Annotated in this window: 14 protein-coding genes; 8 read left to right on the top strand and 6 right to left on the bottom strand. The window is 72.2% G+C overall.

The window, feature by feature from the left end:
• Window positions 1-114: 114 nt before the first annotated feature.
• Together ACZ7G1_RS19285 and ACZ7G1_RS19280 are read left to right on the top strand one after the other, a co-directional pair.
• A complete protein-coding gene (locus tag ACZ7G1_RS19285; RefSeq protein WP_470874268.1) occupies window positions 115-2,235 on the top strand; it encodes a SpoIIE family protein phosphatase in 2,121 nt (706 codons plus the stop codon).
• Between the two features lie 138 nt (window positions 2,236-2,373).
• Complete coding sequence (locus tag ACZ7G1_RS19280) at window positions 2,374-3,189, top strand: MBL fold metallo-hydrolase (protein WP_470874266.1); 816 nt, start codon at window positions 2,374-2,376, stop codon at window positions 3,187-3,189.
• On the opposite strand, the gene ACZ7G1_RS19275 is transcribed toward ACZ7G1_RS19280, so the two are convergent.
• From ACZ7G1_RS19275 to ACZ7G1_RS19265, 3 genes are all read right to left on the bottom strand, one after another.
• Entirely contained in the window at window positions 3,186-4,253 is a 1,068-nt protein-coding gene (locus tag ACZ7G1_RS19275; RefSeq protein ID WP_470874264.1) for an AI-2E family transporter, read from the bottom strand. The two genes, ACZ7G1_RS19280 and ACZ7G1_RS19275, sit on opposite strands and share 4 nt — an antisense overlap.
• 155 nt (window positions 4,254-4,408) lie before the next feature.
• Window positions 4,409-5,371 carry a pirin family protein gene (locus tag ACZ7G1_RS19270; RefSeq protein ID WP_470874262.1) on the bottom strand — a complete coding sequence of 321 codons (963 nt, stop codon included), beginning with the start codon at window positions 5,369-5,371 and terminating at the stop codon, window positions 4,409-4,411.
• Window positions 5,372-5,494: 123 nt separating this feature from the next.
• Window positions 5,495-5,983, bottom strand: coding sequence for an SseB family protein (locus ACZ7G1_RS19265; RefSeq protein WP_470874260.1), 489 nt, complete (start codon window positions 5,981-5,983; stop codon window positions 5,495-5,497).
• Window positions 5,984-6,126: 143 nt separating this feature from the next.
• On the opposite strand from ACZ7G1_RS19265, the gene ACZ7G1_RS19260 reads away from it, so the two are divergent.
• Together ACZ7G1_RS19260 and ACZ7G1_RS19255 are read left to right on the top strand one after the other, a co-directional pair.
• A complete protein-coding gene (locus tag ACZ7G1_RS19260; protein ID WP_470874258.1) occupies window positions 6,127-7,956 on the top strand; it encodes an acyl-CoA dehydrogenase in 1,830 nt (609 codons plus the stop codon).
• Window positions 7,957-8,069: 113 nt separating this feature from the next.
• Complete coding sequence (locus tag ACZ7G1_RS19255; RefSeq protein WP_470874256.1) at window positions 8,070-9,377, top strand: M18 family aminopeptidase; 1,308 nt, start codon at window positions 8,070-8,072, stop codon at window positions 9,375-9,377.
• A gap of 27 nt (window positions 9,378-9,404) precedes the next feature.
• Here ACZ7G1_RS19255 and ACZ7G1_RS19250 read toward each other — a convergent pair whose 3' ends face one another.
• Window positions 9,405-11,207, bottom strand: a complete 1,803-nt coding sequence (locus ACZ7G1_RS19250) for an NHL domain-containing thioredoxin family protein (protein ID WP_470874254.1) — start codon at window positions 11,205-11,207, stop codon at window positions 9,405-9,407.
• 100 nt (window positions 11,208-11,307) lie between these two features.
• Here ACZ7G1_RS19250 and ACZ7G1_RS19245 point away from each other — a divergent pair, with 100 nt between their 5' ends.
• Genes ACZ7G1_RS19245 through ACZ7G1_RS19235 form a run of 3 tightly spaced genes read left to right on the top strand, consistent with a single transcriptional unit; the run spans window position 11,308 to window position 13,940 of the window.
• On the top strand, window positions 11,308-12,648 hold the full coding sequence (locus ACZ7G1_RS19245; protein ID WP_470874252.1) for a COG1361 family protein: 1,341 nt from the start codon (window positions 11,308-11,310) through the stop codon (window positions 12,646-12,648).
• 2 nt (window positions 12,649-12,650) lie between these two features.
• A complete protein-coding gene (locus ACZ7G1_RS19240) occupies window positions 12,651-13,400 on the top strand; it encodes a bestrophin-like domain (RefSeq protein ID WP_470874251.1) in 750 nt (249 codons plus the stop codon).
• 48 nt (window positions 13,401-13,448) lie between these two features.
• Window positions 13,449-13,940: an LURP-one-related/scramblase family protein gene (locus ACZ7G1_RS19235; protein WP_470874249.1), complete on the top strand. Its 492-nt coding sequence runs from the start codon at window positions 13,449-13,451 to the stop codon at window positions 13,938-13,940.
• Between the two features lie 7 nt (window positions 13,941-13,947).
• Here the strand turns inward: ACZ7G1_RS19235 and ACZ7G1_RS19230 are convergent, their stop codons facing one another.
• Together ACZ7G1_RS19230 and ACZ7G1_RS19225 are read right to left on the bottom strand one after the other, a co-directional pair.
• A complete protein-coding gene (locus ACZ7G1_RS19230; RefSeq protein WP_470874247.1) occupies window positions 13,948-15,177 on the bottom strand; it encodes a trans-sulfuration enzyme family protein in 1,230 nt (409 codons plus the stop codon).
• Between the two features lie 134 nt (window positions 15,178-15,311).
• Complete coding sequence (locus ACZ7G1_RS19225) at window positions 15,312-16,109, bottom strand: carbon-nitrogen family hydrolase (protein ID WP_470874246.1); 798 nt, start codon at window positions 16,107-16,109, stop codon at window positions 15,312-15,314.
• 155 nt (window positions 16,110-16,264) lie between these two features.
• Between ACZ7G1_RS19225 and ACZ7G1_RS19220 the strand changes: the two genes are divergently transcribed.
• On the top strand, window positions 16,265-17,092 hold the full coding sequence (locus ACZ7G1_RS19220) for a maleylpyruvate isomerase family mycothiol-dependent enzyme (RefSeq protein ID WP_470874245.1): 828 nt from the start codon (window positions 16,265-16,267) through the stop codon (window positions 17,090-17,092).
• Window positions 17,093-17,101 lie beyond the last annotated feature (9 nt).

Here is a 17,101-nt window from a genome sequence, read left to right as displayed (position 1 = left end):
TCACGGACGTCACAGAACACGAGGGCAGACCCACCCAGGGTACCGGCCGGGCCGAGATCGGATTTCGAATACTCTCGGTGGCGACTTGATGTCCGATATTCATAAAGTGGGGCAATGCGCACCGAGGACGTCCTGGCCGCTATCGCGACCGGCCTGTGGCGCTGGGACAACGCGTCCGGGATCGTCTCCCTCGACGGCGAGGCCGCCCGGCTGCTCGGGCTGCCCGCGGAACCCGTACGGCTGACCGAGGCGGCGGTGCGGTCGCGTTTTCATCCGGTCGACTGGAACGAGATCGACGGGGTGGTGAACCTCGCCGTCGCGGAGGGCACGCTCGCCGAGGCGCGGCTGCGGATCATGGACGAGCACGGGCGGGTGATCCGTACCGTCCGGAGCAGGTCGAAGCCGCTGATCGAGGGGAACGACTACCAGCTGGTCGGCACGCTCCAGGAGGTCGCCGAGCAGCTGCCGGGCACGGCGGCGCGGACGCCGATCACGGGTGACTGGCGACGGTCCCGCGAGGCGTTCCTGCTCGACGCGGGGCGGGCGCTGGCGGAGGCGCGGTCGACGGCCGAGGTGCTGCGGGTGGCGGCCTCGCTGTCGATGCCGGGGTTCTCGCCGGACGGGCTCGCGGTCTTCGGTGTGGCGGGCGACCGGCTGACGGTCATCGGGCACCACGGGCACAGCGAGGGCGACGAGGGGCCGTTCACGTCGATGTCGGTGGGCACGGACTATCCGGCGGCGGAGGTCGTACGGACGGGCCGGGCGATCTATCTGCCGTCGCCGGACGAGTATCTGCGCCGCTTCCCGATGACGTGGCCGCTGGCGCAGCGCTTCGGGCGCCGTTCGTGGGCGTTCGTGCCGCTGGTGGTGGCGGGGCGGACGATGGGCGCCTGGATGGCGGCGTTCAAGCATCCGGTGGCGTTCACGCCGGACGAGCGTTCGGTGCTGACGACGGTGGCGCGGATGCTGGCGCAGGCCCTCGCACGCGCGGGCGTGGCGGAGTCGGAGCGGGAGCTGTCGCTGGGCCTGCAGCGGACGATGATGCCGGTCCTGGGGCCGGGGATCCCGGGCATCCAGGTGGCCGCGCGGTATGTGCCGACGGGCGGCGGGCTGCAGGTCGGCGGCGACTGGTACGACGTGATCCGGCTGCCCGGCGGCACGTCCCGCACGGGCGGGCGGGGCGCCGGGCGGATCGCCCTGGTCATCGGCGACGTGCAGGGGCACGACGTGCGGGCGGCGGGGCTGATGGGGCAGTTGCGGATCGCCCTGCGCGCGTACGCCTCCGAGGGGCACCGGCCGGACGCGGTCCTGTCGCGGGCCTCGCGGTTCCTGTACGGGATCACGGACGGGGACGACGGCGTGGAGAACGGCGGCCCCCGGTTCGCGACCTGCCTGTACCTGGAGGTCGACCTGGAGACGGGGACGGTGGACATCGCGCGGGCGGGCCATCCGGACCCGGCGGTACGGATGGTTGACGGAACGGTTCTGCTGAGGCCGACGGCCGGCGGTCTGCCGCTGGGCATCGACCCCGACACCGACTATCCGACGACCCGGCTCACCCTGGACCCCGGCGAGACGCTGATGATCTGCACCGACGGGCTCCTGGAGACCGGCGGGCACGACCTGGACAGCGGCTGGGACCGGGTCAGGGCGATCCTGGAGTCCCACGACGGCGAGGACCTGGAGCAGCTCGCCGACACCCTCGTGGAGGCCGTGCACGGGCCCGGCTCGCACCACACGACGGGCCCGCTCGCCGACCGCCGCGAGGACGACATCGCCGTCCTGTTGCTGTCCCGCAGGCCCGCGGGCCCGCTGGTGGAGGCCCCGCGCCGCACCCTGATGACGATCGCGCAGGCGGAGCCGGAGCGGATCGCGGAGGCGCGCGAGCAGCTGCGGCAGCTGCTGCACGACTGGGCGGACGAGGACCAGCTCGACTCGGCGGTCCTGATGGTCTCGGAGATGGTCACGAACGTCCTGGTCCACACCGACGGCGACGCGCTGCTGGTCGCCGAGGTCGCCTGCACCGAGAAGTCCCGCCGGCTGCGGGTCGAGGTCTCCGACACCAGCGACGAGCTGCCGCACAAGCGCCATCCGGGCGAGATGGCGTCGAGCGGGCGCGGTCTGGTCCTCATGGAGATGCTGGCGCACGCCTGGGGCGTCGATCCGCGCGGCGACGGCAAGTCGATCTGGTTCGAGCTGAACGAGCCGCCGTCGGAGAACGGCTGCTGCGGCTGAGGCCTGTCCCAGGCCGGTCCTCCCCGTCAGGCCGGGGCCGCCCCTCCCCACCGGGACGGGGCCCGTTCGCCGCGCGCCCCGCGCGGGGGCGTCGCAGACTGGAAGGGTACGGCCGCCGGGGGGACCACGGAGTGCGCCATGGACACCCACAAGGTCGGCAGTGACACCACGGTGCTGGCCGACAGTCTCGAAGTGCCGGGCATCGGGCACATCCCGGTGAACGCGTACGTGCTGACCGCGGCGGAGCCGGTCGTCGTCGACACGGGTCTCTCGGTCGAGGACCGTGACTTCGTCGCGGCGCTCGGCGGGGTGATGGATCCGGCGGACGTGCGCTGGATCTGGCTGACGCACCCGGACCGGGACCACACGGGCGGCATCTTCGACCTGCTCGAAGCGGCGCCGCACGCGCGCGTGGTGACGACGTTCGTCGGCTTCGGGATCATGACGACCGAGCGGGCGCTGCCGATGGACCGGGTGTACTTCCTCAACCCGGGTCAGTCGCTCGACGTCGGCGACCGTTCGCTGCACGCCTTCCGTCCGCCGCTGTTCGACAATCCGGCGACCGTCGGCTTCTACGACGACCGGACGCGGATCTGCTTCAGCTCCGACTGCTTCGGCGGCCCGATGCCGACCCGGGAGATCGCGGAGAGCGGGCACGCGAGCGACCTGAAGCCGGAGGACCTGCGGCGGGCGCAGCTGCTGTGGGCGACGCTCGACAGCCCGTGGGTGCATCTGGTGGACGCGGAGAAGTACCGGGCGACGATCGCGCCGCTGCGGGAGATGAATCCGGAGATCGTGCTGTGCACGCATCTGCCGCCGGCGGTGCGGATGACCGACCGGATGCTGGAGACGATCGCGGTGGCCCCGGACTCCGACCCGTTCGTCGGCCCGGACCAGGCGGCCCTGGAACAGCTCTTGGCCTCGTTCGAGCCGGGCGGGATGGCGGCGGCCTAGGCGCTGTCCTCCGGTTCGTGTGGAGCGCCGTATCGGGCGCGGAGTTCGCCGAGGACGCCGGTGGCGGCGGCGGTGAGGGGGACGGCGAGGAGCATGCCGAGGATGCCGGCGACGGAGGCGCCGGCGGTGATGGCGAGCATGACGGCGGCGGGGTGCATCTGGACGGTCTTGCTCTGGACGAGGGGCTGGAGGACGTTGCCTTCCAGGACCTGGACGGCGAGGACGATGCCGAGCACCCAGAGGGCGATGGCGAAGCCGCGGTCGGCGAGGGCGACGAGGACGGCGACGGCCCCGGAGAGGAAGGCGCCGAGGTACGGGATGTAGGCGGTGACGAAGACGAGCGCGGCGAGTCCGACGGCGCCGGGGACGTCGAGGACGACGAGGCCGATGCCGATGAGGACGGCGTCGACGAGGGCGACGAAGGTGGTGCCGCGCATGAAGCCCTCGACGGCCTCGAAGGCCCGGCGGGCCATGGCTTCGAGGAGGTCGCCGGTGGCGCGGGGGGCGAGGGTGCGGAGGGCGCCGGCGGCCCGGTCGGAGTCCTTGAGGAAGAAGAAGATGAGGAGGAGGGCGAGGACGGCGGTGGCGAGCATCTCGCCGACGACGCTGATGCCGCTGATGACTCCGGAGGCGGCGGTGCCTCCGAACTTCTCCAGGAGGGTCTTGGCGTTCTTGGCGAGGTCGTCGAGTGAGGTGCCGGCGGCGCCGAAGTGTTCGGCGATGTCGGCGGCGGCCTGCCGCAGCGAGGAGATGATCTGGTCGCCGGTCTCGATGAGCGCGAGGACGACGATGTACGTGGCTCCGCCGACGACCGCGACGACGGCGACGACGGTGAGCGCGGCGGCCAGCGACTTCTTGACCTTCATGCGCTGGAGCCGGCGGTAGAGCGGTCCGAGGAGTGCGGTGCCGAGGATCGCGAGGAGGACGGGGGTGACGGCGGTCTTGAAGACGACGCAGAGCCAGATGCCGACGGCGGCGACCCCCGCGGCGAGCAGCAGGACGACGCACCAGGCGGCGAAGCGACGGGCGGGTTCGGGGAGGAGTGGCGCTCTGGTCGTCTGCACCGTTCCACCGGATCACGCCCGCCGGTGTGTCGTCGCGCGCTGACGGCCGTACGGGTGACGGCCCGTCAACAGCGGGGACCCGCGGGACCGGTAGGACCCGTAGGCCCAGCGGGAACCCGCGGGACCCGTAGGACCCGCGGGGAGACCCGTACCGGCTACTCGCCCATTCCGTGGACCGCAGGGATGGTGCCGAGGCGGCCGGCCTGGAAGTCCTCGAAGGCCTGGCGGAGTTCGTCCTGGGTGTTCATGACGAACGGGCCGTAGTGGGCCATGGGCTCGCGGATGGGGCGTCCGCCGAGGAGGACGACCTCCAGGTCGGGGGTGTGCCCGTCCTGCTTCTCGTCGGCGCGGACGGTGAGCGCGCCGCCCTGGCCGAAGACGGCGGTCTGGCCCATGTGGAGGGGCCGCCGGTCGGCGCCGACGCTGCCGCGGCCGGCGAGGACGTAGGCGAGGCCGTTGAAGTCCTCGCGCCACGGGAGGTTGATCTCGGCGCCGGGGCGCAGGGTGGCGTGGATCATCGTGATCGGGGTGTGGGTGATGCCGGGGCCCTCGTGGCCGTCGAGCTCGCCGGCGATGACGCGGAGCAGGGCGCCGCCGTCGGGGGAGGTGAGCAGCTGGACCTGGCCGCCGCGGATGTCCTGGTAGCGGGGGGCCATCATCTTGTCGGCGGCGGGGAGGTTGACCCACAGCTGGAGGCCGTGGAAGAGGCCGCCGCTGACGACGAGGGACTCCGGCGGGGCCTCGATGTGGAGGAGGCCCTGGCCGGCGGTCATCCACTGGGTGTCGCCGTTGGTGATGGTGCCGCCGCCGCCGTTGGAGTCCTGGTGGTCGAAGGTGCCGTCGATGATGTAGGTGACGGTCTCGAAGCCGCGGTGGGGGTGCCAGGGCGTGCCCTTGGGCTCGCCGGGGGCGTACTCCACCTCGCCCATCTGGTCCATCATGATGAACGGGTCGAGGTACCGGTAGTTGATGCCGGCGAACGCGCGCCGGACCGGGAAGCCCTCTCCCTCGAACCCCTGGGGGGCCGTGGTGACGGCGAGGACGGGGCGGGAGACGGCGTCGGCCGGGGCGGCGACGCGCGGCAGGGTGAGCGGGTTCTCGACAGTCACAGCGGGCATGACCGGACCTCCTAGGTGCGACCTTGTACGACCACTTTAGTTGAAGACTGAACTTCTTGCCACCAGGAACGCGGAACGCCCGGGAGGAATTCCTCCCGGGCGCCCCATGACTACCAGCGTCGGTCAGCCGTACATGCGTCGCATCGCGAAGTCGACCATCTGCTCCACGGCCTTCGCGTCGAAGACCATGCGGTGGTCGCCCTCCATGTCGAGGACGAAGCCGTAGCCGGTCGGCAGCAGGTCGATCACCTCGGCGCCGGTGATCACGAAGTACTTGGACTCCTTGCCCGCGTACCGCCGCAGCTCCTTGAGCGAGGTGAACATCGGGATGACCGGCTGCTGGGTGTTGTGCAGGGCCAGGAAGCCGGGGTTGTCACCGCGCGGGCAGTAGACCTTCGAGGTCGCGAAGATCTGCTGGAAGTCCTCCGGCGCGAGGGTGCCGGTCGTGAACGCGCGCACGGCGTCCGCGAGCGAGGGCGGCGACGGCTCCGGATAGAGCGGCGCCTGCTGCTGTCCGTACCCGCCCTGCATGCCGCCCTGGGGCGCGTACTGCCCCTGCGGGGGCGGCGCGTACTGCTGCTGGGCACCCGGATTCTGCTCGTAGCCGTACATGGGCCACGAGCCTACTGCGTCACAGATGACCCGAAAGGGGTTGCTCTTATTACCGGTGGGTAGCATCATCGGAGAGAGCGTGTTGCTACTCGCTGGTACGTGTACGAGGAACCTGCCTCCCCGAGCCTTACGGAGCCGTCGCCATGGGGCACTACAAGTCGAATCTCCGCGACATCGAGTTCAACCTCTTCGAGGTGCTCGGCCGCGACAAGGTGTACGGCACCGGTCCGTTCGAGGAGATGGACGTCGAGACCGCGAAGAGCATCCTCGACGAGATCCGCCGCCTCGCCGAGAACGAGCTCGCGGAGTCCTTCGCCGACGCCGACCGCAACCCGCCGGTCTTCGACCCGGAGACCAACACCGCCCCCGTGCCCGCCTCCTTCAAGAAGTCCTACAAGGCCTTCATGGACTCGGAGTACTGGCGCCTCGGCATCCCCGAGGGCATCGGCGGCACCGTCTCCCCGCGCTCCCTCGTCTGGGCCTACGCGGAGCTGCTGCTCGGCTCGAACCCGGCCGTCTGGATGTACTCCTCCGGCCCGGCGTTCGCCGGCGTCCTCTACAACGAGGGCAACGAGGCGCAGAAGAAGGTCGCCCAGATCGCGGTCGAGAAGCGCTGGGGCTCCACCATGGTCCTCACCGAGCCCGACGCCGGCTCCGACGTCGGCGCCGGCCGCACCAAGGCCGTCCAGCAGGAGGACGGCTCCTGGCACATCGAGGGCGTCAAGCGCTTCATCACCTCCGGTGAGCACGACATGGAGGAGAACATCCTCCACTACGTCCTCGCCCGCCCCGAGGGTGCCGGACCCGGCACCAAGGGCCTCTCCCTCTTCCTCGTCCCGAAGTACGAGTTCGACTGGGAGACCGGCGAGCTGGGCGCGCGCAACGGCGTCTACGCGACGAACGTCGAGCACAAGATGGGCCTCAAGGCCTCCAACACCTGCGAGATGACCTTCGGCGACAAGCACCCCGCCAAGGGCTGGCTCATCGGCGACAAGCACGAGGGCATCCGCCAGATGTTCCTCATCATCGAGTTCGCCCGCATGATGGTCGGCACGAAGGCGATCTCCACCCTCTCCACGGGCTACCTCAACGCCCTGGAGTACGCCAAGGAGCGCGTCCAGGGCACCGACCTGGCCAACTTCATGGACAAGGCCGCGCCCAAGGTCACCATCACGCACCACCCCGACGTCCGCCGCTCGCTCATGACGCAGAAGGCGTACGCCGAGGGCATGCGCTCCCTCGTCCTCTACACGGCCTCCGTGCAGGACGAGATCGCGGTCAAGGAAGCGGCCGGCGAGGACGCGAAGGCCCTGCACGGCCTGAACGACCTGCTGCTCCCGATCGTCAAGGGCTACGGCTCCGAGAAGGGCTACGAGCAGCTCGCGCAGTCGCTCCAGACCTTCGGCGGCTCCGGCTTCCTGCAGGAGTACCCGATCGAGCAGTACATCCGCGACGCCAAGATCGACACCCTCTACGAGGGCACCACGGCCATCCAGGGCCAGGACTTCTTCTTCCGCAAGATCGTCCGCGACCAGGGCGCCTCCCTGAACGCGCTGTCCGAGGAGATCAAGAAGTTCCTCGCGGTCGGCACCGGCGGCGAGGAGCTGGCCGGCGCCCGCGACTCGCTCGCCAAGGCGGCCGTCGACCTGGAGGCGATCGTCGGCACGATGATCACGGACCTCACCGCCACCGGCGAGGACGTCCGCAACATCTACAAGGTCGGCCTCAACACCACCCGCCTGCTGCTCGCCTCCGGCGACGTCGTCGTCGGCTACCTGCTGCTCCGCGGTGCCGCCGTCGCCGCCGAGAAGCTCGCCGCCGGCGCCTCCGCCAAGGACGTCCCCTTCTACCAGGGCAAGATCGCGGCCGCGAAGTTCTTCGCCGCCACCATCCTCCCGGGCGTCGGCGCCGAGCGCGCCCTCGCCGAGGCCGTCGACAACGCGGTCATGGACCTGGACGAGGCCGCGTTCTAAGACGCAACCCCGTCCCAGACCTGGACGGGCCGCGTGACACGCGCCCCGTCCTGAGGAATACAGCCCGTCCCCGGGGAGGGGGGCGGGCTGTATTTATTTCGTAAGGTGACCCCATGAGCAGCGCAGCTTCCCGTCCCACCGCAGGCACCTTCGACCGCGGGCACACCGACGACCTGATGGCCTTCCTGGCGGCATCGCCGACGCCGTACCACGCGGTGGCGAACGCCGCGGAGCGGTTGGACAAGGCCGGTTTCCGGCGGGTCGAGGAGACCGCGGCCTGGGACGGGACGACGGGCGGGAAGTACCTGGTGCGCGGGGGCGCGATCATCGCGTGGTTCGTGCCCCAGGGCGCCGCGCCGCACACCCCGTACCGGATCGTGGGCGCGCACACGGACTCGCCGAACCTGCGGGTGAAGCCGAAGCCCGACATGGGGGCGCGGGGCTGGCGGCAGGTGGCCGTGGAGATCTACGGCGGGCCGCTGCTGAACAGCTGGCTCGACCGCGACCTGGGCCTGGCCGGGCGGCTGACGCTGCGCGACGGTTCGCAGACGCTGGTGAACATCGACCGGCCGCTGCTGCGGGTGCCGCAGCTCGCCGTCCACCTGGACCGCGGGGTCAACGACGGGATGAAGCTGGAGCGCCAGCGGCACATGCAGCCGATCTGGGGCCTGGGCGACGTCCACGAGGGCGACCTGATCGCCTTCGTCGCCGGGGAGGCGGGCGTCGACGCCGAGGACGTGGCCGGCTGGGACCTGATGGTCAGCGCCATCGAGCCGCCCGCCTACCTGGGCCGGGACCGCGAGCTGGTGGCCGGGCCGCGGATGGACAACCTCATCTCGGTGCACGCGGCCGTCGCCGCGCTCGTCGCCGTCGCGGGCCGCGAGGACCTGCCGTACATCCCGGTCATGGCCGCCTTCGACCACGAGGAGAACGGCTCGGAGGCCGACACCGGCGCCCAGGGCCCCCTCCTCGGCAACGTCCTGGAGCGCTCGGTCTACGCCCGCGGCGGGGCCTACGAGGACCGCGCGCGCTCGCTGGCGGGCTCGATCTGTCTGTCGTCGGACGTCGGCCACGCCGTGCACCCGAACTACGCGGAGCGCCACGACCCGACGCACCACCCGCGTCCCAACGGCGGCCCGATCCTCAAGGTCAACGTCAACCAGCGCTACGCCACCGACGGCGCCGGGCGGGCCGTGTTCGCCGCCGCCTGCGAGAAGGCCGGCGTGCCGTGGCAGTCGTTCGTCTCCAACAACGACATGCCGTGCGGCACGACGATCGGCCCGATCACGGCGGCCCGCCACGGCATCAGCACCGTCGACATCGGCATCGCCTGCCTGTCGATGCACAGCGCCCGCGAGCTGTGCGGCGCCGAGGACCCGTACCTCCTCGCGAACGCCCTGGTCGCCTTCCTCGAAGGCTGACCAGGGGGTCGCGCGTCAGGCGGTCGCTCAGCCGTCCATGCCCGCGAGGATCAGCGGCAGGCGGGCGACGCCCTCCGCGGTGACCTTCAGGGGGACGCCCCAGTCCTGCTGGTGGACGTGGCAGGCGGGGTACTCGTTCGCCGGGTCGTCGTCGCAGGAGGCGGCCATGGCGGAGACGTGCAGGACGCCCTCGGTGAGCTCCGGGTTCAGGTCGAGCTCCCGGAAGAGGTCCGTGCCCGTGCCCTCGCCCGCGAGGAGCAGCTCCGGCGGGGTCGAGGAGACCAGGAGCCGGGTCGACGGGCCGTAGCGCTCGTCGAGCTTCTGGCCGGTCGGGGCCTGGAAGACGACGTCCAGGCGGAGGCGGCCGGGGGCGACCTCGGTGGCCTCGCGCCGGGTGCGGTAGGCGGCGGACTCGACCTGGACGGCCTCCTCGGGCAGCCGCAGCCGGGTCAGCCGGTGCCGGGCGGACTCGACGACCACGATGTCGCCGTCGACGAGGACCGCGCCGCTCGGCTCGCGCAGGTCGGTGGCGAGCGTGGTGACCTCGCCGGTGGCGGGGTCGTAGCGGCGCAGGGCGTGGTTGTACGTGTCGGAGACGGCGACCGAGCCGTCCGGGAGCGCGGTGACGCCCAGCGGGTGCTGGAGCAGGGCCTGGTCGGCGGCGCCGTCGCGGTGGCCGAAGTCGAAGAGGCCGGTGCCGACGGCGGTGCGCACGGCGTACCCCTGGCCGTCCCGCTCGATCCAGCGGACGGCGCTGGTCTCGGAGTCGGCGATCCACAGCCGGTCCTCGGTGGCGGCGAGTCCGGACGGCTGCGCGAACCAGGCCTCGGCGGCGGGCCCGTCGACGAGCCCCTCGTTGGTGGTGCCGGCGGCGACCTCGACGGTCCCGCTCTCCGGGTCGTACGTCCACAGCTGGTGGACGCCGGCCATGGCGATCCACACCTTGCCCTGCCACCAGGCCACGTCCCACGGCGAGGACAGGTCGACCTCCAGGGCGGGGCCGGAGGTGGGGGAACCCTGCCACCACTGCCGGCCGGTGCCGGCGACCAGCTCGATCCCGCCGGTCTCCGGGTCGAGGACGCGCAGCGAGTGGTTCACGGTGTCGGCGACGACGATCCGGCCGTCGGGGAGGGTGGCGAGGCCCTGCGGCTCGCGGAACACGCCCTCGCCGATGCGCCGTACGACGGTCTCGCCGTCCGCCGCGAGCTCGACGAGCTGGTGCCGGGTGGTGTCGGAGACCAGGAAGTTCCCGTTGGCGAGGACGACCGCCTTGCCGGGGAAGCGGAGGTCGGTCGCGACCGGCTCCGGCGCCACGTAGGGGCCGTCGCCGCGGCGCAGCGTGCCCTTGGCCTCGTGCTCGGCCTCCAGCTCCTCGACGAGGGTGCGGATCGCGTTCGCGTGTCCCTCGCCGGCGTGCTGGGCGACGACGTACCCCTCGGGGTCGATCACCACGAGGGTCGGCCAGGCGCGGACGGCGTACTGCTTCCAGGTCGCGAGTTCCGGGTCGTCGAGGACGGGGTGGTGGACCTCGTACCGCTCGACGGCGTCGACGACGGCCTGGTGCTCGGCCTCGTGCACGAACTTGGGCGAGTGGACGCCGACGATCACCAGGGTGTCGCGGTGCTTCTCCTCCAGGTCGCGGAGCTCGTCGAGGACGTGCAGGCAGTTCACACAGCAGAAGGTCCAGAAGTCGAGCAGAACGATCTTTCCTCGCAGATCGGCGAGGGTCAGTTCGTCTCCACCCGTGTTCAGCCAGCCGCCCTTGCCGATCAGCTCGGGGGCGCGGACACGGGCACGGCGGGGCGCGGGTGCGTGCGCGGAGTCGTTCATGGTTCAAGAGTGCCGTACGGGTGGATTGTGGGGGCCGGGTGGGGCGGGGGCGCGTGTCCGGGGGCCGGGTCGCGGGGGTCGGCTGGTCAGCATGGCGGGCATGGCGGAGCGCTTGATCAGATCATCGGACCATTGCTTCCACCGAGTGAGCGGCGGCTTCCTCGCGGTCGCCCTCCTCGCCCTGCCGGGGACCCTCGCCCTGCCCGGGCACCCCGCCTGGGCCGGCGGCGTCGGCGACGGCGCCCTGCGCGTCACGGTGACCGTGAACGGACGCCCCCACACCGGCGTACGCCCCCCGGTCGTACGCACCGGGGCCCCGCTCGTGAAGCGCTACCGGCTCGTCAACCGCGGCGAGGCCCACCTCTACGGCGTCCGCGTCCTCGACCCCACGGCCCCCGGCGGCGTCGTCCGCTGCCCCCGCGAGGTCCTCGCCGCGCTCGGCGAGCTGGAGTGCGTCGCCCGCGTCCCCGCCGTCCCCGGCACCCACCGCGCCACCGTGCGCGTCGAAGGCGACGTCCCCTCCCTCCACCGCCGCCTCACCGCCACCACCCGCACCGGCTACACCGCCGTCGCCGGCGCCCTCCGCCTCACCGAACACGTCACCGTCGGCCCCCCTGGCCGCGGCACCGCCACCGTCACCTACACCCTCACCAACCACGGCAACCGCCCCCTCCACGCCCTCCGCCTCACCGACCCGGCGCTGGGCCTGGGCACGCGGCCACGGGCCGGGCGTTCGGCGCCCGGGGCCCCCCTCGACTGCGGCGGGCGGGCCGGAACCGTGCCCCTGCTCGCGCCCGGGGCGTCCGCCCGCTGCACGGCGACGGTACGGAAGCCTCCCGGCACCCACCGGAGCACCGGCGTCGCCACCGGCAGCGACCGCGTCCCCACCTACGGCCCCGGCGGCCGCCGCCTCCCCGCCCCCACCCTCACCGCCCGCGCCTCCGCCGTCTTCACGCTCGCGCGTACGGCTGCCCCGGCGCGGGTGCGGCCACGGGGGAACGCGGGGGCTGCGGGGGCTGCTGGCGCTCCCGGCGCGCCCGGTGCTCCCGGTGCTCGTGGTGCGGTCGGCGGGCCTGGTGCCGCCGCCGCGCCCGGCGCTCCCGCCGCGGCCGGTCCTCCTGGTGTCGCCGGCGCCGCAGGCACTACCGGCACTACCGGCACCACCGGCACCGCTGGCACCACCGGCACCACCGGCGCCACCGGCCCCGGTGGGCTTTCCGGCGTGGGGGGTGGGGGAGTCGGGGGTGGGGCGGGAGGGGTCGGAGCCGTACCTCCTCGTGCGGAGATCGGGGAGGCGGTGGGGCTCGACTCCGAGGGGTTCCTGGGGCGGGTGCGGCGGCGGGCGCGGGAGGCGGACGAGTTCGGGGTGGTGGCGATGCTGTTGCTGCTGCTGATTCCGGCGGCCGTCGCGGCGGCCCTTCTCGGCAGCCGGGGGAAGTGACCGTGGCCCTGTTCGAAACGCTCGTCGTGGTGCTCGGGGTCGCCTTCGTCGCCGCGCTCGCCGTCGTCGCCAAGACCAAGCTGTTCCCCGTCGGCGAGGACGAGGAGCCACGCGAGGACGTCGCCGAGTACATCGCCATGATGGTGTCGGTCCTCTACGCCGTCGTGCTCGGCCTCTGCCTGGTGTCCGTCTGGGACACCCGCTCCGCCGCCGACGACCACGTACAGGCCGAGGCCAGCGCCCTGCACCAGACCTATCTGCTCGCGGACGCGCTCCCCGCGTCCCACCGGCAGCCCCTGCGGGACGCGGCCCGGACGTACGCGCGGCACGTCGTCGACGTCGAGTGGCCGGTGATGGCCGCACGCGAACAGCTCGACACCTCCGGCTGGAAACTCCTCGAACAGCTGCGGCGGGCGGGCGAGGTCACCGACTCCGACCGGGTCTCCGAACACATCGCCGCCCAGGAGGTCCTCGCCCAGCTCGGCTACGTCGACGACGCCCGGCGCGGCCGGGAGGCGGCCGCGCAGGAACGGCTCTCCCCCGTGCTGTGGACGGGGCTGCTCATCGGCGGCGCGCTGACCCTGGCGTTCATGTTCCTCTTCGGCATCAAGCGGAGCACGACCCACGTGGTGATGGTGATGGGCCTGTCCGGCTTCATCGCGTTCACCGTCCTGCTGATCCATCAGCTCGACTCGCCCTTCGGCGAGATGCTCGGCGCGACCCCCGACGCCTTCACCCGGTACTTCGGATGAGCGAGGCGCTTCGGGTGAAACCGGTTCTTACGGGGCAGGGATGACGCCGTGAAATATCTCGTGCGGGACAAGATCTTCGCGATCGGCGACGACTACTGGATCGAGGACGAGCAGGGCCGCCACGCCTTCCTCGTCGACGGCAAGGCCATGCGGCTGCGCGACACCCTGGAGCTGAAGGACCCCGACGGGCAGGTCCTCGTCACCCTGCGGCAGAAGATGTTCAGCCTGCGCGACGCGATGACGATCGAGCGCGACGACCGGCCGCTCGCCACCATCCGCCGCAAACGCCTCTCCCTGCTCCGCAACCACTACCGCGTGACCCTGGTCGAAGGCACCGAACTGGACGTCAGCGGCCGCGTCCTGGACCGGGAGTTCACCGTCGAGTACGACGGCGAACTCCTCGCCCACATCTCCCGGCAGTGGTTCCACGTCCGCGAGACCTACGCCGTGAACGTCGTCCGCGAGGACGCCGACGCCGCCCTCCTCGTCGCCGTGGCCGTCTGCGTCATCCGGATGGCCGAGCGCGAACGGGAGGACTGAGCCCCGCTCAGACGGCCTTCGCCAGCGCCTGGTCCAGGTCCTCCCACAGGTCCTCGACGTGCTCGATGCCGATCGAGACACGGACCGTGCCGGGACCGATGCCGGCCGCCGCGAGGGCCGCCGCGTCGAGCTGGTGGTGGGAGGTCGACGCCGGGTGCATGACCAGGGTCTTCACATCGCCGAGGGAGACGCTCAGGGAGGCGAGCCGTACGGACTCGACGAACGTACGGCCCGCGTCCCGGCCGCCCGCCAGATCGACCGAGATCACGCCGCCGCCCCCGCCGGTCAGCATGCGGGCCGCGATGTCACGGTCCGGGTGACTCGCCAGGGAAGGGTGCCGGACGGCCGCGACCGCCGGGTGCGAGGCGAGCCGCGCGGCGATCTCGGCGGCACTCGCGCACTGCCGCTCCACGCGCAGCGACAGGGTCTGCATCCCCCGCAGGGTGAGCCACGCGGCGAACGGGTCGGTGGACGCGCCCTGTTCGACGGCGTGCCGCCGGACCCTTCCGTACAGCTCCGCGTCCTTGAAGACGGCGACACCGCCGAGCACGTCCCCGTGCCCGGCGAGGTACTTGGTGGCCGAGTGCACGACGATGTCCGCACCGTGTTCCAGGGGCCGGAAGAGCAGCGGCGACGCGAAGGTGTTGTCGACGGCGACCGGCACCCCGGCCTCGGCGGCGACGGCGGCGAGCGCGGGGATGTCGGAGACCCGGGTCGTCGGGTTGGCGATGGTCTCCAGGTAGAGCAGCCGGGTCTCGGGCCGCAGCGCCGCCCGCACCTCCTCCGGGTCCGTGCCGCTGACGTACGTGACGTCGACGCCCCAGCGGGTGGCCAGGTCGCCGAGCACCGCGTACGTGCCGCCGTACAGGCAGGTCTGCGCGATGACGTGGCCGCCGCTGGCGAGCAGGGAATGGAGGACGGAGTTGATCGCGCCCATCCCCGACGCGAAGGAGATCCCGGCACTGCCCCCTTCGAGGCGGGCGACGGCGTTCTCCAGGGTGCGCACGGTGGGGTTGCCGTGCCGGCTGTAGAGGAAGGCGGTCGTGGACGTGAAGGCGGTGGCGAGGTCGTCGGCCGAGTCGAAGGCGAACACGTGCCCCTGGTGCAGCGGGACACCGAGCGGCCTGCTGCCCGCGACCTCCACCTGCGGCGGATGGACGGCGAGCGTCTCGGGGCGCGGTGACGGGTCGGCGACGGACGGCGAGTTGGCGGCGTGGTCCCGTTCGGCATGGCTCATGGGCCCCAGTGTGTGGACCGCCCGTCCGCCTTCCCAGAGCCAATCGCCGCCGATTGGTACGTCGCCGATCCCGCCCCCGCTCCCCCGCTCGGCGCCGCTCCGAGCGGAGTCGCGGTACCGGCCCGCGCGCGGGCTCAGGCCCTGCGGGGTGCCGCGATGCCCAGGACCCGGTCCTTGAGGGCCGGGAACTGCTCGCGGGTCGTGGTGACCTTGGCGGGGTCCAGGACCACGCGGAGGGTCTCCTCGTCCGGTCCCGCCTCGGCCAGCACCTCGCCCCAGGGGTCGACGACGATCGAGTGACCGGCCTGCTCGACGCCCGCGTGGGTGCCCGCCGTGCCGCAGGCCAGGACGTACGCCTGGTTCTCCACGGCCCTGGCCCGGGCCAGCAGCGTCCAGTGGGCGCGGCGGAGGGCCGGCCAGCCGGCGGGGACGACGAAGGCCTGCGCCCCGGCGTCGACCAGGCCCCGGAAGAGCTCAGGGAAACGCAGGTCGTAGCAGGTGCCGACGCCGACGGTGAGGTGCGGCAGGTCGACGGTGACGAGGTCCTCGCCGGCGGCCATCATCACCGCCTCGCCCTTGTCGAAGCCGAAGCGGTGGATCTTCCGGTAGGAGGCGGCGAGTTCACCGTCCGGGGAGAGGACCAGCGAGGTGTTGTAGAGGGCGCCGCCCTCCGCCTCGACGAACGAACCGGCGTGCAGCCACACACCGGCGTCCCGGGCCGCCGCCGCCATCGCCCGGTGCGTCGGGCCGTTCAGCGGCTCCGACTCGGCGGCGAACAGATCCGACGCGAACGCGCCGACCGTCCACAGCTCCGGCAGGACGACGAGGTCGGCGCGGCCGGATTCCTCCCGTACGAGACGTGCCACGCGGGCGCGCCGGGCGTCGACCGGTTCGTCCGGGTCTACCGCGATCTGGATCAGCGAGGCGCGCACACTACCACCGTCCTGGCATTCGAGCCGTCAACACCGGCCTACGATCGTCACACGAAAGCACTGCCGGGGTGCCTCCGGGCAGCGTAACTTAGCGTCCAAGCCGCCCGTCCAGTCGTGTTTTCAGCCCGCGCACCGAAGAACCGCCGAGGGGTCCCGTGACCGTCCATCCCAGCCTCCAGAACTACGCCGACGCCTGGACCCACTCCATCGAGGCGATAGCCGAGCTGGTGCAGCCGCTCGTGGAGGGCGAATGGAACCGGCCGACGCCCTGCGTCGGCTGGTCGGTGCGGGACATCGTCTCCCATGTCATCGGCATGGAGACCGAGATGCTGGGCGACCCGCGCCCGATCCACTCCCTGCCGCGCGATCTGTACCACGTACGCAGTGACTTCGCGCGCTACATGGAGGTCCAGGTCGATGTGCGGCGGCACCACACCGCGCCGGAGATGACCTCCGAGCTGGAGTACATCCTGATCCGCCGGGCCCGCCAGCTCCGCAACGAGAACCGCTCCCCCGAGCACCTGATCCGCGCCCCTCTCGGCGCCGAGCAGTCCCTCGAACTGGCCTACCGGCTGCGCGCCTTCGACGTGTGGGTGCACGAGCAGGACCTGCGGACGGCGCTCGACGTGCCGGGCAACCTGGACTCGGCCGGCGCGCACGTCACCCGCGACCTGCTCCTCGACGCGCTGCCCAAGGTGGTCGCCAAGGACGCGGGCGCTCCTCCGTCGTCGGCGGTGGTCCTCGACGTGACCGGCCCGGTGGAGTTCCTGCGGACCGTGCGGGTCGACGCGGAGGGCCGCGGCTCGATCGACGGCGCCCCGTCCCTCGGCCCCGCGGTGACGCTGGCGATGGACTGGGAGACGTACTTCCGGCTCGCCTGCGGCCGGGTCCGTCCGGCCGACGTCGCCGACCGCGTCAAGGCGGAGGGCGACGAGGACCTGGCGCGGGCCATCCTGGACAACTTCTCGGTGACCCCGCGTTAGTTCCGGGGC

It is taken from the genome of Streptomyces sp. NPDC037273 (assembly GCF_055603625.1).
Note: the sequence above shows the minus strand (reverse complement) of the source record. Positions and strands in the feature narration are given on the sequence as shown.